Below are 19723 nucleotides of genomic sequence, written 5' to 3'. Positions count from 1 at the left end.
TATCCAAACCCATGAGCCAGCCTGCCACCTCGAACAAACCCCGCACCACGAGCGCCCGAGGGCGCCCGCGTGAGTTCGACACGTCTACGGTGCTGGCCCACGCGAGCGATGTGTTCTGGCGCCACGGTTACCACGCCACCTCGATCGACGATCTGTGCAAGGCTACCGGCCTGCTGCGCGGTAGCCTGTACGGCGTGTTCGGCGACAAGCACGGCATCATGCTGGCGGCGCTCGACCACTACGCGGATGGCTCGGTTGCCCGCCTGGCGGAGCGTCTGAACGCGCCGCTGCCGCCCGAGGAGTCGCTGCGCAACGCCTTGCTGCATTATGCGAAGACGTCGTGCTCACTTACCCAGCAACGCAGTTGCCTGATTACGAACACCGCGCTGGAAATGCAAGCGGACGATACCGCGCTGCGCGAACGGATCGGCTCGATCCAGCGCCGCATGGCGACGCTGCTCGCGGGTGCCGTGATTCGCGGCCAGGCGAGTGGCGCCTTCAGTTCGACGCTCGACGAAAAAGCGGTCAGCAAATTTCTGCTGTGCATCATGCAGGGATTGCGCGTGCTGGGCAGGGTCGCGAATGACGAGGACCAGTTGACGGACATCGTCGACGTGGCGATGCGCGCGCTCGGGTAAATTTTTTTATCTAATTTTTGAACAAACGGTCATGAATAGCGAATGCATGAAGTCCGCACCGGTGACCCTGGCGGTTCCCGGTAGCGCGAGCGCCGCATCCAATGCCGCCCGTGCGATCAGCGCCGCCGAAGCGCCGCGCTTCGAGCGTCAGGGCCTCGCGCTGGCCGTGCTGTTCGTCGGCGCGTTTCTCGCGCCGCTCGACTACTTCATTGTCAATCTGGCGCTGCCGGCGATCCACACGGGGCTCGGCGCCACCGACGCGCAGTTGCAACTGATCGTCTCCGCCTACGCGTCCTCATACGCCGTGTTGCTGATCACGGGCGGCAGGCTTGGCGACCTGTTCGGGCGTCGCCGCATGTTCATGACCGGCATGGCTGGGTTCGTGGTGGCGTCAGCGCTGTGCGGCCTGGCGCCGAACGGCCACGTGCTGGTGATCGCGCGGATCATCCAGGGCATGGCTGCTGCGGTGATGGCGCCGCAGGTGCTGGCGACCGTCCGCGCGGTGGTGCCGCTTTCCCAGCAAACGCGTGTCATGAGCTTCTATGGCTTCGTGTTCGGACTTTCGTCGATCGTAGGCCAACTGGGCGGCGGCGCGCTGATTACCTACCGTCCATTCGGCCTCGACTGGCGGGTCATTTTTCTGATCAACATCCCGGTCGGCATCCTGGCGTTTATCGGTAGCTGGAAGTTCGTGCCGGAGAGTCAGCCGGCGGTACGCGCGGGCGTGGATCTGAAGGGCGTGGGTCTGCTCTCGCTGTTGCTACTGCTCGTCATCTACCCGATGACGCACGGCCGCGAAGCCGGCTGGCCCGCATGGACCTTCGTGATGTTCGCGTTGAGCGTGCCCGTGTTTGCGCGCTTTATCGCCACCGAGCGGAGCCTCGAGCGCCGCGGCGGCCACCCGCTCGTCGATCTGCAACTGTTCCGCAATCCAGCATTTGCGCTCGGTCTCGTGCTCGCGTTCCTGTTCTATTGCAACAGCGCGTTCTTTCTGACCTACGGCATTTTCCTGCAGACGGGTCTGCACTGGACGCCGCTCGCTTCCGGCGTGGCCATCATGCCGTTTGCGATCGGTTTCGTGATCGGGCCGTTGACCTCGCCGGCGGTGGTGCGGCGCATCGGCGGTCATGTGCTGACACTGGGGTTTTCGATGATGGCGATCGGCTTTACGGTCACCGGCTGGTCGGCCACTCAAGCTGCTACGCCGGACCTGCTGTTCTATTGTGGGCTGGTGTGCGCCGGCGTGGGGCAGGGCCTGCTGCTGCCGTCGATCATGCGGATCGTTCTCGCGGAAGTCGCGCCGGAGAAGGCCGGTCTGGCCTCGGGCGTGGCGTCGTCGACGTTGCAGATCGGCTCGGCGTTCGGCACGGCGGCGATCAGCGGGGCGTTCTTCGGCGTGCTGGGCGGCCGCTCGACGCCGGGTGCCTACGCGCATGCCTTCCAGTACAGCCTCGGAATCAACGCATTATTGATGCTGGTGTGTATTGGATTGAGCGTGCTGCTGGTGCAGCATCAGCGACGCGTGGTCCGCCATTGATGCCATTGTCGTTTACCACAGGAATATGACACTGCACCGACTTAATGCACTTCGCCCTGCATTGGTGATATTCATGGATGGCTGCTCAGTTCACAGATGATTTTCGCAATAATGATCTGATAAAAATAACCGGGTGATCGGTCGCATGGCGACTGGAATCAAATCGCAATGTCTGACAAATCAACCCCGGCATGTTTTACTTTGAATATTTTGAGCCTGCGTAAATTGTTCCCGCGCTCAGGTCCGCTGGGCGGGGGGTAGGCGTTAGCTGATGAGGTTTTAGCGAAACGATCATTGTTTCAGTGAGTGAGCCGATGATCGAAATTCGATTCTCGCCTGCGTGAAAACGGTATCAATAAAAATCACTTGCAGACGGGATATTCAATTGTTAATCTTGGCAAACTTTTTAAAATCTTCCGCCAGTAGGCTGGCTGAGACAATGGGCTAAAACAGATCAACGTTTTCATTCCGGGGATTGATATGCTGACCGCTACCCTCGATGCATTTGATACACCACTCGCGCCACTGAGCGTCGGTGACGTGGTCACGCTCAAAACGGGTGGGCCGCGAATGACGGTGACCTATGCCGGTCCCGTCGCGCTAACTTCGGGCGACTGGGTAATTTGCCAGTGGTTCGACGAGCACGGTGAACTGCGCCAGCAGATGTTCGAGCAGGAACATGTGCGGCTCGAGCCACGCTCGATTCCTGCCGGCTCCGTGACGCTGCGTTCCTTCGGGCGCAGTGCGTATTCCAGCTCGCGTTCCGAGTAAATCACCTTAACGTCCTCTTCGCGCGACCCATCGGGTCGCGCGCAAGGCGGCCTGCCTCTGGCCTGTTAGCGCCGCGCCTCGGTTGCCATCCGAATTGCCAGTCCCGCGAGCACCGTTCCCATCAGCCAGCGCTGGGCGAGGATCCAGGCGGGCCGTCTGGCGAGAAACACGGCGATCGAACCGGCCATCATCGCCACCATCGCATTGATCGTCAGGCTAAACGCAATCTGCACCGACCCCAGCACCAGCGATTGCTCGAGCACGTTGCCGTGTTGCGGATCGATGAACTGCGGCAGCAGCGATAAATACAGCACCGCGATTTTCGGGTTCAGCAGATTGGTGACGAAACCCATGGCGAACAGTTTGCGCGGGCTGTCCGCCGGCAGGTCGCGCACCATGAACGGCGAACGGCCACCCGGTTTGACGGCTTGCCACGCGAGCCACAGCATATAGAGCGCGCCGCCGAAGCGCAGCGCATCGTACGCAAATGGCACGGCTAGCAGCAGGGCGGTGATGCCGAGCGCGGCGCTGAACATATAGAACACGAAGCCAAGCGCCACACCGCCGAGCGAAATCAGACCGGCGGTACGGCCCTGGCAGATCGAGCGCGAGACGAGGTAGAGCATGTTCGGGCCAGGCGTGAGTGCCATGCCGAGCGAGACGAGGGCAAAGGTCAGCAGTTTTGCGAGTTCAGGCACTGAATGGCTCCATGAAAGTGACGTGTGCGTAACGGCGTGTGTGACTAATTGCGGCGGTGCAAAGGCGGCCAAAGCGGCAGGCGTATGTGGCGCCTGCAACGTCCTGCGCAGCGGCGGGTCCAGCGGCTTGTGCCGCTCGCGTCACCGTCCGGTTTTGTTGCGGGTCGCCCGGCTTTGCACACGCTGGACCAGCGCCGCGGAAAAATTGCGCATCCGCACTACGCGCCGCGTTTGCACGACTTCTTCCGCAACGTCCTTCGGAGGATTCGGCTGCAGCGCCCAATAAAGCGCGGCCAGCCAGCCGAACCCGGTCCAGCCCAGACATGCATTGAACAAGGCCAGCGTCAGCAGATCGTGGCGCTTGCGGCGGTCGGCGAGGATCGCCGGCAGGAAGTACAAACCCAGCGCGACGATTGCGGCGACCGCTTGAACGAGCGTGTTGCCTCCCATCGCGGTACTCCCGGTTTAATCCGAATCTTTCGATTGTCTCTCGATTGTGCCATGCGCGCAGCCATTCTCGACACCCTGGCCGAACGGGGGACTTCAGGACGGCAACGGAGAGGTCTATCATGTGCGTTTTGACCGACCGACCGGACAGCCATCATGATTTCCGACGACACCGCCCAGCAGGCCAAGACCATCAACCACGATACGCTGCGCGAATTCGTGGATCGCAAATGGAACGATGAAATTGTGCCGGCGCTGACCGACTATATTGCCGTCCCGGCCAAGAGCCCGGGCTTTGACGCGGACTGGGTCAAGCACGGTTTTATCGAGCGCGTGGTGACGGACGCGGCGCAGTGGGCAGAGCAACAGCCTGTCAAAGGCCTGAAGCTGGAAGTCATCCGCTTGCCGGGCCGCACGCCGGTCATCTTCTTCGAGTCGCCGGCCACGCGCTCGGGCAGTACCGAGACCATCGTGCTGTACGGCCACCTGGACAAGCAGCCCGAATTCGACGGCTGGCGCAACGACCTCGGGCCGTGGACCCCGAAACTTGAAGACGGCAAGCTGTATGGCCGCGGCGGCGCGGACGACGGCTACGCCATCTACGCAAGCCTGACCGCACTGGCTGCGCTGGACGCGCAAGGCGTCGAGCGGCCGCGCTGCGTCGGCCTGATCGAGACCTGCGAGGAATCGGGCAGCTACGATCTGCTGCCGTATGTCGACGCACTGCGCGAGCGGCTCGGCAAAGTGGGCCTGGTGGTGTGCCTTGACTCCGGTGCCGGCAACTACGATCAGTTGTGGCTGACCACCTCGCTGCGCGGCCTGGTGGCGGGCGATCTGGAAGTCCATGTGCTCGACGAAGGGATTCACTCGGGCGGCTACGGCGGCATCACGCCGTCGAGCTTCCGCATCATGCGGCAACTGTTCGACCGTCTCGAAGATGCCTCGAACGGCAATCTGCTGCCGAAGGGCTTCCATTGTCCGATTCCTGCCGACCGTCTGCGCGAAGCCGAGGCGACTGCCCATATTCTGGGTGACGACGTGTGGAAAAAAATCCCATGGGCCTGCGGCCAGGACGGCCGCCAGGTGCTGCCTACCACCGCCGATCCGAAAGAGGCGCTGCTCAACTCGACGTGGCGTCCGTCGTTGTCGGTGACGGGAGCGGCCGGCTTGCCGGCCATCGCCGACGCCGGCAACGTGTTGCGCCCGCGCACGGCGTTCAAGCTCTCGCTGCGTTTGCCGCCGCTTCTCGATGCGGTGAAGGCGGTCGCGGAGCTGAAAGCGCTGCTGGAATTCGATCCACCCTACAACGCCAAGGTGACGTTCAAGCCCGACGCCGGCGCCGCAACCGGCTGGAGCGCCCCCGAGCTGGCCCCGTGGCTCGCCTCGGCACTCAACGACGCGTCGCGCCAGCATTACGGCGCAGACTGCGCGTATATGGGGCAGGGCGGTACTATCCCATTGATGAACGTGCTGAAGGAAGGCTTCCCTCACTCGCAGTTCATGGTGTGCGGCGTGCTCGGACCGAAGTCGAACGCGCACGGACCGAACGAGTTTCTGCATGTGCCCTATGGCAAGAAGTTGACGGCCGCGGTTGCCGATGTCATTGCAGCGGCGCCTTAACCTGAACCCCAACCCAGCTCCCAGATACTGCGAATGAACGATCCCCGCGTGGCCCAATCGTCTTTCCCAAGAATTTCCGCCGAAACGCTGCATGCCTATGTGAGGGCGATCTGGGAGCAGGCCGGCAGCTCGCCGCGCGAGGCCGAGCTGGTCGCCGACCACCTGCTCGCAGCGAGCCTGACCGGTCACGACTCGCATGGCGTCAGCATGATTCCGCGCTATGTGGCATCAGTGGGCGACAACGAACTCAAGCTCAATCTGCATGCCAAGGTCGTGCGCGATGCCGGCGCGGTGCTGACCATCGACGGCGTCAAGGGTTTCGGCCAGGTCATCGCGTATGAGGCAATGGAGCTCGGCATCGAGCGCGCGAAACGTCTCGGCATCTGCGCCGTGGGTCTGCATGGCGCGCATCATATTGGCCGCATCGGTCACTGGGCGGAGCAGTGCGCGCGCGCCGGACTCGTCTCGTTTCACTTCGTCAATGTGGCGGGCGATCCGCTCGTCGCGCCGTTCGGCGGAACGGACCGCCGCATCGGCACCAATCCGTTCTGCGCCGCCTATCCGCGCAGCGGCAGGCCGCCGCTGGTGCTCGATTTCGCCACCAGCGCGGTGGCGTTCGGCAAGGTCCGGGTCGCCTATAACCAGGGCAAACAGGTGCCCCCTGGCGCGCTGATCGACAACGCAGGACGCCCCTCGCTCGAGCCGAAAGTGATGATAGAGCCACCGGTCGGCTCGCTGCTGCCCTTTGGCGGTCACAAGGGTTTCGGGCTGGCGTCGATGTGCGAGATCTTCGGCGGGGCGCTGTCGGGAGGCTTCACGAGCCATGCCGATACGCTCGGCACGAACCACGCCATCATTAATTGCATGCTGTCGGTGATCATCGATCCCGCCGCCTTCGACGCCCCGAACGCCGAGGCCGAAGCCGACGCGTTTATCGAATGGGTGAAGGCTTCGCCGCTTGCATCGGGTACCGAGCGCATTCTCGAACCCGGCGAAGCCGAGCGGCTCACGCGAGCCGACCGTGAGACGCACGGCGTGCCGGTCGACCCCACCAGCTGGCAACAGATTTGTGCCGCCGCGCTCGCGGTTGGCATGCCGGCCGAGCAGATCGAACGCTGGGCCACGCATCTGCAATAACCGCCTGGTTGTCGCAATTACCGTCGCCATCACCGTCGTTGCCGCTATCGCTGTAAGGCGTTAGCGCCTCGACTTTTTTGTTCAGCCGCGTCCTTAAACACGCATAACCCCTCTCGTTATGCGGTGGGAATGTTCTCTCTCCCACACACCACGACTTAAAGATTACCTCAAGCAGCATTTTCGATTGCATTGCCTGGGAGTAAATATTTACCGTCGTTCTCGCCGCCGGCAATAAATTCCACATCCAGTCTCCACCGGCTTTTCCGGCGGTTTGGCACAAGCATTTCCGTGTGTTTTTTCACGGGCAATCGTTTGCGGCCAGATGTGCGGCCTCCCGTTTGGAACTCACCCGGAAACCCTTTCCCGGAGGGAATGTGAGGAGAACTTGCGTTCGTCCGTTAGCAAACCCGCTCCCAGCTCATTGAGGTCTGCTTTAGGCTCGACTTGCATTGCCGCCGTTTAACCTTAAAGGACCGTTCAAAATGAATCTTCACAATCATCACGCCTGCCGTCCGTTCCTCGAAGCCGGAAACCTGTCGCAGATTTCTGCCTATTACGAAGAGGGACGCAACATCATGTGGATGATGTTGCGTGCTCAACCGCGTCCCTGTTTTAACCTTGAACTGGTGCACGATATTCTCAGCCTGGCACAGGCCGCGCGCGAGTCCGGCTTACCGATCGACTTCTGGGTGACAGGGTCGCTGATTCCGTCGATCTACAACGTCGGCGGCGATCTCGACTTCTTTGCCGAGACGATCCGCGCTGGCCGGCGCCAAGCCTTGATGTCGTATGCCAGAGCGTGTGTCGATTGCGTGCATGCCGCAGCACGCGGCTTCGATACCGGTGCGATCTCGATTGCGATGGTGGAGGGGACCGCGCTGGGGGGCGGGTTCGAAGCCGCCCTCGCACATCATTTCCTGCTCGCGCAGAACGATGCGCGAATGGGCTTCCCGGAGATTGCATTCAATCTGTTCCCGGGCATGGGTGGGTATTCGCTGGTAGCGCGCAAGGCCGGCATGCGGCTCGCGGAAGAACTGATCGGAATTGGCGAGTCGCACACGGCCGAGTGGTACGCGGGCAAAGGGCTCGTCGACCAGTTGTTCGAACCGGGCGAGGCCTATGTGGCGACGCGTACGTTTATCGACACGTTGCGCCCGAAGATGAATGGCATCCGGGCTATGCTGCGGGCACGTCAACGCGTACTGCAGCTTTCGCGCGCCGAGCTGATGGAAATTACCGAAGACTGGGTCGAGGCCGCGTTCACGATTGAAGAAAAAGATCTGGCTTTCATGGAAAGGCTGGTCATGTTGCAGAACCGCCGCACCGCGAGCATGCGCCAGACGAGCGCCAGCATCGCCTGACTCGGACGGAGGCTCAGGCGATCAGCCTGAGCTTCTGCCGGTCGTGCAACCACTGCTCGAATTCCGCGGCCGGCATGGGCTGGCCGTACAAAAAGCCCTGTACGTATTCCACCCCAAGCCCTTTCATGAATGCTTCTTCCGCCTCGGTTTCGATGCCTTCTGCGACCACCTTGAAATTCAGCTCCTGGGCTACTGCCACCATCGAACGCACCAGCGCCTGGGCTTTCTTGTCGGCGTTGATCGAGCGCACGAAGCTGCGGTCGAGCTTGATGACGTCGAGCGGAATGCGCCCGAGTTGCGACAGCGACGAATAGCCAGTGCCGAAGTCGTCGAGATGCACCTGCGCGCCAAGCTGGCGGAACTGCGTGATCAACTGGATCGCCGCGGCTTCGTCTTCGATCAGGCAGCTCTCGGTGAGTTCGAGATCGACGAGGCACGGATCGAGCCCCGCTTGCTGGAGCGCTTCGGCGAAATGCCGGACCACCGCGGTATCGACCAGCTGGCGAGCCGACACGTTGATCGCCACGCGCAGGTTGAGCCCAGCGGCTTTCCAGCGCGCGGCCTGCTGGGCTGCGGTCTGCATGACCCAGCGGCCGAGATGGCCGATCAGCCCCGATTCTTCGGCATAACGAATGAACTCGGTCGGCATGATCTGGCCGCGCTCGGGCGAATTCCAGCGGATCAGCGCCTCGGCGCCGGTTACCGCACCCGTGGCAAGCGACAGCTTGGGCTGGTAGTACAGCGTGAACTGGCCCTCTTCGAGACCGCGCCGCAGATTGGTATCGAGCCACATATACTCGGCCACCTTGCGGTCCATCTCCTGCGAAAACACCCGGTAGGTCCGCTTGCCTTCATCCTTGGCGACGTACATCGCGGTGTCCGCCGAACGGATCAGCGACTCGAGGCTGTCGCCGTGCTCCGGGCACCGCGCGATGCCGATCGAACAACCGGTGTAGACCTCGACGAGGCCCAGGCTGAAGGGCGTGCGCAGGCGCTCCAGAATGCGCTGCGCGGTGGCTTCGAGGGACTCGAGGCTGCCGTTCGCGGCCAGCACGATAAACTCGTCGCCACCCAGCCGCGCGAGCGTGTCGCCCTCGTTCAGGCAGGTGCTGATGGCCGCCGACACATCCTTGATCAGCCGGTCGCCGAATACATGGCCGTAGTGGTCGTTGACCTTTTTGAAGTTGTCGAGGTCAAGGAACAGGATGCCGACCGACTCGTCGACAGCCGCGCTCGAGATTGCCGCGCGGACCTTGTCCTGAATCGCGTTGCGATTGGCGAGGCCGGTGAGCGAGTCGGTATTGGCCAGTTCGGTCAGACGGTCCTGCGCGCGACGCTCTTCAGTTATGTCGGTGCCCGAGCAGATCAGGAATTGCTCGTTGACGCCGCTGCCACTTTGCACGAACTTGTTGCGAAACAGAAACAGCCGCTCGCCGTGAACCGTTTTCACGAGCCGTTCGACTTCGTAGGAGACACCGCGGTTAAAAAAGCCGGCGATATTCTGGCTCGACGCCGCACCTGCCTCGGACGACATGAAGAGAGCCCAGACGCTGCGGCCGACAATGTCTTCCTCTTTCATGCCGGTCAGTTCTTCGGCGAGGCGATTGAAGCGCTGGATGCGCCCATTGCGATCGACGATCACCACGACCGAGTTCACCTCCGACACCACCTGCTCGGCGAACGACAGGCCATGCACGAGATCGCGCGCGACCGATTCGGTATCCTCATAGGCTGACGCGGTGCCCGCCCACAGATTGCCGCTGAGTTTCTTGCCGACCAGATGCAGCTTGAGCGGCTGGCCGAACAGGCGCACGTTCAGAACCAGATGGGAAGTGATGCCTGCGAGGCGCCGGATCTGCCCGGCCTGTTGCGGGGTGAGGGAGATGGCGGCGTTGGCCGGCATGTCACCCGTGACCGGCGTCAGTTCGAGCGCGTTGCTGTCTTTGGACAGACGCCAGCAAGGGCTGCTTGTGCCGAACTGGGCATAGAGCACCTGGTCGTGTTGGTCGTCGTTCATAAGTGTTATCCCCGGGCAAGCATGCCTGCGGGCCGCCAGCTCGGATAGTCAGGCCGGCGGGGGGCAAGCAGTCTACTTCAGCTGAAAGACTGACTTCATTGTATCCAGATGGCCGTGACTGAGAGTCGTTAACAATAACGGCAAGGTACTATGATCCTTTAGACATAGGTTAGATATTAATGGCAATGCATTAATTAATGGCGACATTAATGACGGCGCGCCATTCTGATGCGCATTTGTTCCCGCGCGTCGCCCTCTGCATGCGTCAGATATGTAAATTCGCCCGCCACCAGCGTCGCCACCACCACGCCATCCCGGTATAACACGCGATTGCCGGTCACCGCGGGCACCTTGTCGCCTGGCAACAACGTGCCAGCCAGATTTAACGGGTCGATGCCGGCCACGCAGACAAAAGTGCCGTCGTCGGCATGGCGGCGCACTTCGCGCAGCAACGGGATCGCTTCGGGCAGCGCAAACTGCTCGCCCGAAAGACCGTTGACGAAGCGTCCGCCGCGCACGTGTCCGCGCGCCTCGAGCCGCTGCAGGACGCGCAGCAGGTCGCGCCACGGCGGCAGCCATTCGGCTTCGCGCGCGAGCAGCCGCCAGAACACGACGCCATAACGGCGTAACAAAGTCATGACCACGTGCTCGAGGACTTCGGGCGCAAGGGAAGAAGCGCGACCGACGGATTGCGACGGTGGCGTCGCAGCCGCGCCTTCCTCGACGGCAAGCGCACTGCGGCGCTGGAGCAACGCCCAGCGGCCCGCGTCCTCCATGCCTCCGATCAGGGCACCAGCACGCGGGCGCCGGTTGCTGTGATGCGCGTTGCGCTTCGCGGCCGGTTTCAGCAAGGCACGCAACCCGGCAAAACTATCCGAATTCACGAGTCCTGCCGCAACAAGTTCGCTTAATGCGTATTCCAGCTGAATGCCAAGCAGACGCGTGTCGCTCGCCAACTCGTCGAAGAACATCGCACCGTGTTTAATAAGCGTGTCATAAACACTTTGCGCGTGCGATGAAAGTTCGGGCTGCTTGCTTTGATCGATCAACGCGCTCCATAGACCGATGTCGCGCCGCGGCAACAATACGATCGGTGTGCTGCGCACCGGTCCACTGGTTGCGCGCGAACGTTCGGTCAGACGCGTCCAGACCAGCTTGCCGGAGCGGCACAGTTCGTCGAGCATCGTGATCGAATAGTCCTTGAGACGGGCGGGCAGGATGTCTTCTTCCCAGGCACCGGCCGCCGCCTCGAAACCGGCCAGCTGATCGAGCACCGCCGCGAGCGCGTCGCGCCCTTCACCGCATGTGGCGGGCGTCAGATGTTGCCATTCGAACAGGAAACGCATGAAATCGTGCCGTTCCACCGGCTCGATCTCGCGGCGCAAACGCCGCACGGTGTAGCGATGAATCCGCGCGAGCAGGTGCCGTTCGCACCATTCTTCTGCGGACGCGCCCAGTGTGAAGCGGCCGCGCATCACATAGCCTTGCGCCTCGAGCGCGGTCAAGGCTTGCTCGACGGCGACAGAAGGCAGTGCCAGAGAGCCGGCAATCGAGGCCACCGGTAACGGGCCGAAGCCGGTGAGTCGCGCGCGGATCACGTCGACGAGCGCTTCCTCTTCGCTCCAGGTGTCGGTAAAACCTTTGGGCGCGCTGATCGGCGGCGTGAAGGCGGCGTCCGGATAGATAGCAGCGAGGCAGGTCAGCCGCTCCGCCGGAAGCCAGAGGTCGGCACCGGCCCGGTTTTGCAGCCGGGTGGCCCGGCCCGATTCCGCCAGGGTCGTAAGCCATCCTGACCACTCCGGATTCTGTTGGGCCTCGGTATCGCTGACGCACGCGAGTCCGGTCAGCGCCTCATGCATTTCATCGAGGTTGCGCGGCTGCGGCCAGGCTTCCTCGCGCACGCCGGCAATTGCGTCGGCATCGAGCGCGCCGAGATCGTCAGCCGAGGCGGGATCGGACCAGCGCCGGTTGAGCACGGCCTGGGTGCGACGCTCTTCGATCGGCGCGTCGTCCAGATACGCGTAGGGCTTGGCGGTGAGAATTTCGGCCGCGAGCGGCGAGGGCGCCGGCAATTCGCGCGTAATCAGTTTTACCTCGCCTTGTTCCATCCGGCGCAACAGGCTGATCCAGCCTTCGGTGTCCATTGCTTCGTGCAGGCAATCGTCGATGGTCTGATCGACGAGCGGATGGTGCGGCAATTCACGTTCGCCGACGATATTCTCGAGACACGCCACCTGATCGGGAAACACGGCTGCCAGCAGGTCCTCGCTGCGCATGCGCTGCAGTTGCGGCGCCGTCTTGCGGCCGCCGCTGTAGCGCGGCAAGGCGAGCGAGGTGGTTGCGTTCCAGCGCCAGCGCACGCCGAACAGCGGCGCATCGAGCAATGCCTGGATCAGGAGATGCTCGGCCGTGTTCGAATGCAGATAGCGCCAGACTTCATCGAGCGCGAAGCTGTGGCTGCCGGTCAGCGAAAGAATGATGGCGTCCTCGGTGGCGGCCGCCTGCAATTCGAAGTTGAAGGTACGGCAAAAGCGTTTGCGCAACGCGAGGCCCCAGGCGCGATTGAGACGGCTGCCAAATGGCGCGTGAATCACGAGCTGGGTGCCGCCCGATTCGTCGAAGAAGCGCTCCATGACCAGCGTGTTTTGCGTGGGGAGCGTGCTCAAGGCGGCGCGGGCGCGCGCCAGATAGTCGACGATCTGGCGCGCGGCCGGCTCGTCGAGATTGAGCGTGGCAGTCATCCAGGCAATGGCGCGTTCGAGGCGGGGTGCATTGGATAACGGTGCGCGTGCGGGCGCGTCCGCCACGGTCACGTCCACGTCCGCGTCACGCAATTGCGGAAGTGAGTCAGAACCGGAAGCCGCGGGCGAATCGACAATGGCAAGCGCGCGTTCGCGGCGTGGGGCACGTCGGGTTGCGGCGAGACTTGCTACGGCCGCTGTCTTCGCGCTGGCTGATTTCTTCTCCGTCGCTGCTTCCGTAGCGCCTGTTGCGTCCTTGGCGCCCGTAGTGCCGCCTGCAACGACATCATCATCGTCGTCACTGAGCAACTGATCGATCTGTGCCCGCAAACGCGCCACGCCGAACGACAGCTCATCGCTACGCCCCGGCGCTTCGCCGAGCCAGAACGGAATATTCGGCGGCTGCCCTTGTGCATCTTCCACCCGCACGCGGCCGGCTTCCACGCGTTGGATACGATACGACGCGTTGCCGAGTTGAAAAACGTCACCTGCCAGACTCTCGACCGCGAAGTCTTCGTTGACCGTGCCGATATTGACGGCCTGCGGCTCGAGAATCACCGCATAGTCCGCGTTCTCGGGGATGGTGCCACCCGACGTCACCGCGACCAGCTTGCCGCCGCGTCGTCCGCGCAATGTTCCACTCACTGCGTCGCGATGCAGATAAGCGCCGCGCGGCCCGTGGCGGCTCGTATAGCCTTCCGCGAGCATCCGCAGCACCGCGTCGTACTGCTCGCGTGCGAGGTCGGCATAGGGCGCGGCGCGCCGCATCAGATCGAACAGCGCATCCTCGCTCCACTCGGCGCTCGAGACTTCCGCGACGATCTGCTGGGCCAGCACGTCGAGCGGCGCACGCGGTATCTGCAAGGCGTCGAGTTCGCCGCGCCGCACGCAATCGAGCAAGGCCGCGCATTCGATCAGGTCGTCGCGCGAGGTGGGGAACAGCCGTCCTTTTGGCATGCCGCCCACATGGTGTCCCGAGCGGCCGACGCGCTGCAGAAACGGCGCGATCGCGCGTGGCGAGCCCATCTGGCAGACCAGATCGACATCGCCGATATCGATGCCCAGTTCCAGCGACGCCGTGGCGATCAGCACACGCAGATCGCCGCGTTTGAGACGCTGCTCGGCGTCGAAGCGATATTCCTTGGCGAGACTGCCATGGTGTGCGGCCACGGCTTCCTTGCCGAGCCGCTCGGTCAGATGACGCGCGGCACGCTCCGCCATGCGGCGCGTGTTGACGAAAACCAGCGTGGTGCGGTGCTGCGCAATCAGTTCGGCGAGCCGGTTATACACGAGCTCCCAGACTTCGTTGGCCATGACGGCTTCGAGCGGTACCGGTGGAATTTCCAGCGCGAGATCGCGGGCACGCACATGGCCTACATCGACGATCGCGCAATCAGCCGGTTCGGCGCTGTCCACACTCGCACCGCCCACCAGAAACCGCGCGACCGCGCTGATCGGCTTTTGCGTCGCGGAGAGGCCGATGCGCGGCAGACGCCGGCCGCATAGCGCGTCGAGCCGTTCCAGGCTTAACGCCAGATGGCTGCCGCGCTTGCTGCCGGCGAGCGCATGGATTTCATCGACGATCACCGTGCGGGTGGTCGACAGCATGCGGCGCCCGGAGTCACTACCGAGCAACACGTATAGCGATTCCGGCGTCGTCACGAGGATGTGTGGAGCGCGCTTGCGTAGCGCGGTGCGCTCCTGCTGGGTGGTGTCGCCGGTGCGCACGGCGGTGCGGATCTCGAGCGGCGGCAGGCCGCGCTGCGCGAGTTCGGCGGAGATCCCTTCGAGCGGCAGCTGCAGGTTCAGACGTATGTCGTTCGAAAGCGCCTTGAGCGGCGACACGTAGACCACGAGTGTTTCGTCTGGCAGCGCGCCGCCATTGGCGAGGCCTTGCTGGACCAGATCGTCGAGCGCCGACAGAAACGCGGTGAGCGTCTTGCCGGAACCGGTCGGGGCGGCGACCAGGGTCGAGCGGCCGCTGCGGATAGACGGCCAGGCGGCCACCTGGGCATCGGTAGGCGCCGGAAACGTTTTCAGGAACCAGCCGGCCACCGCCGGATGAAAGCTGTCCAGCACGCCGGTCGATGAAGAGGCGGGAGAGGGAGAAACGGCGGGAGTCATGCTGCCGTAGATGGGGGCGCGACCGGCCATATCCAGAGGAGCGGCGCACGCCGCGCGATGTGAGGAACCAGGGCCCAGTCTCGCAGGTTTTCGGGCGGCGCGCCATGTGGATTGGAGCGTCGTAAAACGGCAGGTTTTGCTGCTTTTCAGATGGCGGCGAGTAGAGATTGCACCGTTGACAACGAGTATGACGCGCCGGTCATCTGCTTGTCGCCGCCGCTGCTGGATTTCGCCCCGTGCAGTATTCTCATTGGTTTCCCCCCAACCAGTCGGAGCAATAACGATGCGCTATAACCAGCTAGGCCGCACGGGCCTCTTTGTGTCCGAACTTTGTCTTGGCACGATGACCTTCGGCGGCGGCGAAGGCATCTGGCGTCAGATCGGCGATCTGCAACAGGCCGACGCCGAACGTCTCGTTGGTCGCGCGATCGACGCCGGCATCAACTTTATCGATACCGCCGACGTCTATGCGCAAGGTCTGTCCGAGCAGATCACCGGCCTCGCGCTGAAGAACCTCAAGGTGCCGCGCGACCAGGTCGTGGTGGCCACCAAGGTGTTCGGCGCGACGGCGGAATCCGCCAACACGCGCGGCGCCTCGCGCTATCACATCATGGACGGCATCAAGGCAAGCCTCAAACGTCTGCAACTCGATCACATCGATCTTTACCAGATCCACGGCTTCGATCCGGCCACGCCGATCGAAGAAACGGTGCGTGCGCTCGATACGCTGGTTCAGCACGGCCATGTGCGCTACGTCGGCGTGTCGAACTGGGCCGCGTGGCAGATCGTCAAGGCGTTGGGTATCGCCGACCGTCTCGGCCTCGCGCGCTTCGAAACGCTGCAGGCGTACTACACGCTCGCGGGCCGCGATCTCGAACGCGAACTGGTGCCGATGCTGCATAGCGAAGGGCTCGGACTGATGGTCTGGAGCCCGCTCGCGGGTGGTCTGCTGAGCGGCAAATACGGGCGTGAGCAGCAAGGCGAGGCTGGCAGCCGCCGGAACACGTTCGATTTTCCGCCGGTGAATCGCGAGCGCGCCTACGACTGTATCGATACGATGCGCGGCATTGCCGAGGCAAAGGGGGTGTCGGTCGCGCAGATCGCACTCGCCTGGCTGTTGCATCAGCGTGCGGTGACCACGGTGATCGTCGGTGCGAAGAAGGTCGAGCAGCTCGACGACAATATCGCCGCCACCAAGGTCGAACTGAACGCCGACGAACTGGCGAAACTCGATGCCGTCAGTGAGTTGCCGGCCGAGTATCCGGGCTGGATGCTGGAGCGTCAGGGCGAGCCGCGTCGCGCGCAGGTGAAGGAAAGCAGCCGACGTTCGCTGAAGTAAGCGGTTCAGCGTGGGGGGACGTTTGCGGTGCGAGTGCAGTGGGCGCAGCGGTTGCAATTCAAGGCAATTGCATGCCCGACTGCGTCGCGCCGCTTATGACTTGACGAACCAGCGCTGCTCGATGCTATGAATCAGGCGGCACACGAGTAACGCGCTGACCGTTCCGATCGTGACTTCGCCGAGGCGGATCAGCGCGACTTCCCATGGTGGTCCGATGCGCGGCACCAGCAACATGATGGTGGCGGTGATGCCGCCCAGACGCGCCGCGCTGCCGATATTGGCCACCCAGCAGATGATGATCGCGGCCGCCACTGTCGCCATATACGCGACGAAATAGCCGCCGCCGAGCAGCGTGCCGGCGAGGCCGCATACGCCGCCGACCATCGCGCCAAGAAACTGGTCGCGCGAGAGTTTGCGGGTGTCGACGTAGTTGTGCTGGCTCACCGCAATCGCGGTGATGGCGGCCCAGAACGGCTGATGGGTGTGCAAGGCGCGGGCGATTGTAAACGCAATGCTGGCGCCCGCTACCGCCTGCAGCGCCATCACGCAACCCTCGATGAGACGATCGGGAAGCGGCAGCGATTTCAGGAATGCGAATAGTGAATCGGCGGCGCTTGCCTGCGCTGCGCGCCGGGTCTGGGGAGATTCCGTCATGAGGCCTTGTCGCATAGAGACTGGGTGAACAGCTGGATATTCTATCGACTCATTGCGGGGCCCAACCGTATTCAGGCGCACTTTCATGGATCCGGGCCGCGCGCGCGGTGGTACCAGTTCATGAGCGGCGTCGCCGAGACCCCATGTATGACGACCGAGCCCGTCACGACTGCAAGTGCTAGCGGCGCCAGCGGCAGAATCTGCGCTGCCTGACCGTGTTCGAGTGCATAGGCGAGGTAGTAAAAGGAGCCCGTGCCGCGAATGCCAAACCAGCCCATCAGACGGCGTTGCGCCTGCGACGCTCGCGAGCCCAGCAACGATAGCTCGACCGCGAGGGGCCTCACCAGCAGAAACAGCACAACGATCAGCGCCGCGCTCTGCCACGTGAAAAGCGGCGCGCGCAGAGTGGCGAGCACGTTGCCGATCATGGCCATGATGGCCACTTCGGCGATCCGCTCCAGCTCGATCGTGAAGCCCAGCACCGATTCGGTCATGTAGGCGTGGGCCTTGTCCGGATCCGCAGCGGTCGCGGACACGTCTTCGGAATCGACCGTGCCGATCGTGCTGCGCGGCGAGCGCTCGCCGCTCGCCTGGTGTTCGACGCGCCGCATCGCGACGCCCGCTGCGAACACCGCAAGGAATCCGTAGGCATAGGCGAGTTGGGCGGCGCCAAAAGACAGTTCGATCAGTCCCAGTGCAAAAAATCCCTCCAGGCCGAGCGCCTGCGCGTGGTGGGTCCGCAGCCAGGTGACGGCGTGCGTCGTGGCCCAGCCGAGCGCGGCGCCAATCGCAACCGCACCCGCGATTCCCCAGACCGCTGTGGCGGCAAAACGCCAGCTTAACGCCGTGGTCATGGAGCCCGGCGGAGCCGCGCAAAGCGCAAGGCCGAGCATTGCGAACGGCAGCGCGATCCCGTCGTTCAGGCCGCCTTCGCCGGAGAGTGCGAAGCGTAACAGGTCGCGGTCACCCGGGTTGTGAACCTGCACGTCGTGGGCGAGCACGGGATCGGTCGGCGCAAGAATCGCCGCGAGCAGGAGGGCGGGCCCCCAGTCGAGGCGCAGCACGTAGACTCCGAACAGCATCAGCAAGGGGATCGTCAGGAGCATGGCTGGAGCGCCCAGGCGCAGCGGTAGCCACCACAGGGCGTCGAAGACCGGTACGCGCAGTCGCAGGCCGATGGCGAACAGCGAGACCAGCAAGGCGATCTCGGTGATGATCCGCAGCAAATGCGCGTCGCCGACGATATCGAGGTGCAACAGGTTCACTCCGGCCGGCCCGAGTGCGTAGCCGATGCCCAGATAGAACATGGCGGCGCTGACCGGCAGCCGCCTGAAAGTGGTCGCGGCGACGCCCATAAAGACGAGCACGCCGCCGACAATGAGAAACCAGAGTGTTTCGTCCATAGGCATCCGGTGAGGCGGGGCGCTGGCGGGGGCCAACGGAGGCTTTGCGCCGAACCAGCGCCGATCCGCGGGGCGTAACGCGCGTTACGGGGAGCGGCCGAAGGCGATACGCAGCTTGCGCTTGGCCTGCTCGAGTGTGGCGCGGCGTCCTTTGGGCAGGTTTTTGCCGGCGCGATTGATGTAGAAATTGAGCATCGACATGGCCGACTGGAAGGGCGTGCCCTTGCGTCGCCGGCTATGCGTCGAAGAGCGTTTCAACGACTCGGCAATCGACTCCGCGCTACCGGTCTTGAAGACGTTCGCTTCGATGTCCATAGCGTCGCTGGTTTCCATGACGTGATGCGACCAGCGGTTCGAACGGCTCGCTTGCTGGGCACCGCCTGTTTTCGCATGGCGGCTTGCGGTGGCCCGCGCATGACGCTGGCGGGGCGGTCGCCCGGACTTTGCGCGGGCCACCGGGCGCTTCGATTTCTTGCTGACCATGATGTTGTGCCTCGTATGAAGAGCGGGCGCGCCACCAGGTGGACCGCTAAGCGGTGGAGCGCCACCCGGTGCAGCGCCGCCATCAGGTTGACCCTCCGGTCACAGTTTGACGCCACCGGCCTCAGGTGCTTCCGCGCCGCCCGGCAGAGTCGCCCCGACGCCGAGATCGTCGCGGCCCCAGTACGGTTCGCTGCCGTAAAACTGGTGCACCGAGGTTGCCCATGTCTGATCGGCCATCGACGGCCAATGATCCTTGTCGAAGCCTGGCGCGTTTTTGATGCTTTCCGACGACATGCCCAGCTGGAAGCACTTGCGTTCCGTGTCGAGGGTCAGCGCATCCCAGGGAATGGCGAGCAGCTTGTCGCCCATGCCGAGGAAGCCGCCGCTCGACAGGACCGCGTACGCAATGCGCCCCGAGCGTACGTCCAGCATGATGTCCTTGACCTTGCCGATGTCGTCGCCTTCGCTGCTGAGAACCTTGTTGCCATCGAGTGTGGCCGCTGCCATCACGTCCGGTCCGGGCCCGTCAGCGCTACGGCTGCCTTTGCCGACGATCTTCGCGCCGGCGCCAGCACCGGTGCTCGTGCGGGTTTCGTTGAGTATGCTCATGATGTGTCTCCCTGGACAGATTGATGTCCCTTCATCACAGCAACGCTTGTTCCTTCGATGACGCGTCGCTGGATATCTCTGGCGAGATTGCTTTCCATCCGCTTTCATTGTGCGAGCGCCCGGCTGCTTCTGCGGTCTGCTTCG

15 protein-coding genes are annotated in these 19723 nt (G+C 63.3%); 7 read left to right on the top strand and 8 right to left on the bottom strand.

Annotation, left to right across the window (positions count from 1 at the left end):
* The first annotated feature begins 11 nt into the window (after positions 1-11).
* From BUS06_RS34250 to BUS06_RS34240, 3 genes are all read left to right on the top strand, one after another.
* The gene (locus tag BUS06_RS34250) at positions 12-638 is read left to right on the top strand and encodes a TetR/AcrR family transcriptional regulator (RefSeq protein WP_074268690.1); all 627 of its coding nucleotides are present in this window, start codon (positions 12-14) and stop codon (positions 636-638) included.
* A 31-nt stretch (positions 639-669) separates the two neighbouring features.
* Complete coding sequence (locus BUS06_RS34245) at positions 670-2175, top strand: MFS transporter (protein WP_074268689.1); 1506 nt, start codon at positions 670-672, stop codon at positions 2173-2175.
* 480 nt (positions 2176-2655) lie between these two features.
* Positions 2656-2946, top strand: a complete 291-nt coding sequence (locus BUS06_RS34240) for a YodC family protein (protein ID WP_074268688.1) — start codon at positions 2656-2658, stop codon at positions 2944-2946.
* A 65-nt stretch (positions 2947-3011) separates the two neighbouring features.
* On the opposite strand, the gene BUS06_RS34235 is transcribed toward BUS06_RS34240, so the two are convergent.
* Together BUS06_RS34235 and BUS06_RS34230 are read right to left on the bottom strand one after the other, a co-directional pair.
* Entirely contained in the window at positions 3012-3596 is a 585-nt protein-coding gene (locus BUS06_RS34235) for a LysE family translocator (RefSeq protein WP_429286173.1), read from the bottom strand.
* Between the two features lie 189 nt (positions 3597-3785).
* Positions 3786-4094, bottom strand: a complete 309-nt coding sequence (locus tag BUS06_RS34230) for a superinfection immunity protein (RefSeq protein ID WP_074268686.1) — start codon at positions 4092-4094, stop codon at positions 3786-3788.
* Positions 4095-4247: 153 nt separating this feature from the next.
* Between BUS06_RS34230 and BUS06_RS34225 the strand changes: the two genes are divergently transcribed.
* From BUS06_RS34225 to BUS06_RS34215, 3 genes are all read left to right on the top strand, one after another.
* Positions 4248-5711: a M20 family metallopeptidase gene (locus BUS06_RS34225; RefSeq protein WP_074268685.1), complete on the top strand. Its 1464-nt coding sequence runs from the start codon at positions 4248-4250 to the stop codon at positions 5709-5711.
* 33 nt (positions 5712-5744) lie between these two features.
* Positions 5745-6848, top strand: a complete 1104-nt coding sequence (locus BUS06_RS34220; RefSeq protein WP_074268684.1) for a malate/lactate/ureidoglycolate dehydrogenase — start codon at positions 5745-5747, stop codon at positions 6846-6848.
* Between the two features lie 482 nt (positions 6849-7330).
* Positions 7331-8209, top strand: a complete 879-nt coding sequence (locus BUS06_RS34215) for a crotonase/enoyl-CoA hydratase family protein (RefSeq protein ID WP_074268683.1) — start codon at positions 7331-7333, stop codon at positions 8207-8209.
* 13 nt (positions 8210-8222) lie between these two features.
* Here BUS06_RS34215 and pdeR read toward each other — a convergent pair whose 3' ends face one another.
* A complete protein-coding gene (gene pdeR / locus BUS06_RS34210; protein WP_074268682.1) occupies positions 8223-10226 on the bottom strand; it encodes a cyclic di-GMP phosphodiesterase in 2004 nt (667 codons plus the stop codon).
* Between the two features lie 206 nt (positions 10227-10432).
* Positions 10433-15091 (bottom strand): DEAD/DEAH box helicase, encoded by a 4659-nt coding sequence (locus BUS06_RS34205; RefSeq protein ID WP_254369050.1) that lies wholly within the window; start codon positions 15089-15091, stop codon positions 10433-10435.
* A 283-nt stretch (positions 15092-15374) separates the two neighbouring features.
* Between BUS06_RS34205 and BUS06_RS34200 the strand changes: the two genes are divergently transcribed.
* Positions 15375-16430 (top strand): aldo/keto reductase, encoded by a 1056-nt coding sequence (locus BUS06_RS34200; protein ID WP_074268680.1) that lies wholly within the window; start codon positions 15375-15377, stop codon positions 16428-16430.
* Between the two features lie 93 nt (positions 16431-16523).
* On the opposite strand, the gene BUS06_RS34195 is transcribed toward BUS06_RS34200, so the two are convergent.
* The 4 genes from BUS06_RS34195 to BUS06_RS34180 all read right to left on the bottom strand — a co-directional run bounded on the left by BUS06_RS34195 (position 16524) and on the right by BUS06_RS34180 (position 19579).
* Positions 16524-17084: an FUSC family protein gene (locus BUS06_RS34195; protein WP_074269480.1), complete on the bottom strand. Its 561-nt coding sequence runs from the start codon at positions 17082-17084 to the stop codon at positions 16524-16526.
* An 83-nt stretch (positions 17085-17167) separates the two neighbouring features.
* Positions 17168-18487: a cation:proton antiporter gene (locus BUS06_RS34190; protein WP_074268679.1), complete on the bottom strand. Its 1320-nt coding sequence runs from the start codon at positions 18485-18487 to the stop codon at positions 17168-17170.
* Between the two features lie 84 nt (positions 18488-18571).
* Positions 18572-18970 carry a DUF3175 domain-containing protein gene (locus tag BUS06_RS34185; RefSeq protein WP_074268678.1) on the bottom strand — a complete coding sequence of 133 codons (399 nt, stop codon included), beginning with the start codon at positions 18968-18970 and terminating at the stop codon, positions 18572-18574.
* 99 nt (positions 18971-19069) lie between these two features.
* Complete coding sequence (locus BUS06_RS34180; protein ID WP_074268677.1) at positions 19070-19579, bottom strand: PRC-barrel domain-containing protein; 510 nt, start codon at positions 19577-19579, stop codon at positions 19070-19072.
* Positions 19580-19723 lie beyond the last annotated feature (144 nt).

Source organism: Paraburkholderia phenazinium (genome assembly GCF_900141745.1).
In the GTDB taxonomy this organism is placed as follows: Bacteria; Pseudomonadota; Gammaproteobacteria; order Burkholderiales; family Burkholderiaceae; genus Paraburkholderia; species Paraburkholderia phenazinium_B.
Note: the sequence above shows the minus strand (reverse complement) of the source record. Positions and strands in the feature narration are given on the sequence as shown.

Coding starts and splice junctions, on each gene's coding strand:
- BUS06_RS34250 (WP_074268690.1), top strand. CDS start 12: ATGAGCCAGCCTGCCACCTCGAACAAACCCCGCACCACGAGCGCCCGA.
- BUS06_RS34245 (WP_074268689.1), top strand. CDS start 670: ATGAATAGCGAATGCATGAAGTCCGCACCGGTGACCCTGGCGGTTCCC.
- BUS06_RS34240 (WP_074268688.1), top strand. CDS start 2,656: ATGCTGACCGCTACCCTCGATGCATTTGATACACCACTCGCGCCACTG.
- BUS06_RS34235 (WP_429286173.1), bottom strand. CDS start 3,596: ATGGCACTCACGCCTGGCCCGAACATGCTCTACCTCGTCTCGCGCTCG.
- BUS06_RS34230 (WP_074268686.1), bottom strand. CDS start 4,094: ATGGGAGGCAACACGCTCGTTCAAGCGGTCGCCGCAATCGTCGCGCTG.
- BUS06_RS34225 (WP_074268685.1), top strand. CDS start 4,248: ATGATTTCCGACGACACCGCCCAGCAGGCCAAGACCATCAACCACGAT.
- BUS06_RS34220 (WP_074268684.1), top strand. CDS start 5,745: ATGAACGATCCCCGCGTGGCCCAATCGTCTTTCCCAAGAATTTCCGCC.
- BUS06_RS34215 (WP_074268683.1), top strand. CDS start 7,331: ATGAATCTTCACAATCATCACGCCTGCCGTCCGTTCCTCGAAGCCGGA.
- pdeR (WP_074268682.1), bottom strand. CDS start 10,226: ATGAACGACGACCAACACGACCAGGTGCTCTATGCCCAGTTCGGCACA.
- BUS06_RS34205 (WP_254369050.1), bottom strand. CDS start 15,091: ATGACTCCCGCCGTTTCTCCCTCTCCCGCCTCTTCATCGACCGGCGTG.
- BUS06_RS34200 (WP_074268680.1), top strand. CDS start 15,375: ATGCGCTATAACCAGCTAGGCCGCACGGGCCTCTTTGTGTCCGAACTT.
- BUS06_RS34195 (WP_074269480.1), bottom strand. CDS start 17,084: ATGACGGAATCTCCCCAGACCCGGCGCGCAGCGCAGGCAAGCGCCGCC.
- BUS06_RS34190 (WP_074268679.1), bottom strand. CDS start 18,487: ATGGACGAAACACTCTGGTTTCTCATTGTCGGCGGCGTGCTCGTCTTT.
- BUS06_RS34185 (WP_074268678.1), bottom strand. CDS start 18,970: ATGGTCAGCAAGAAATCGAAGCGCCCGGTGGCCCGCGCAAAGTCCGGG.
- BUS06_RS34180 (WP_074268677.1), bottom strand. CDS start 19,579: ATGAGCATACTCAACGAAACCCGCACGAGCACCGGTGCTGGCGCCGGC.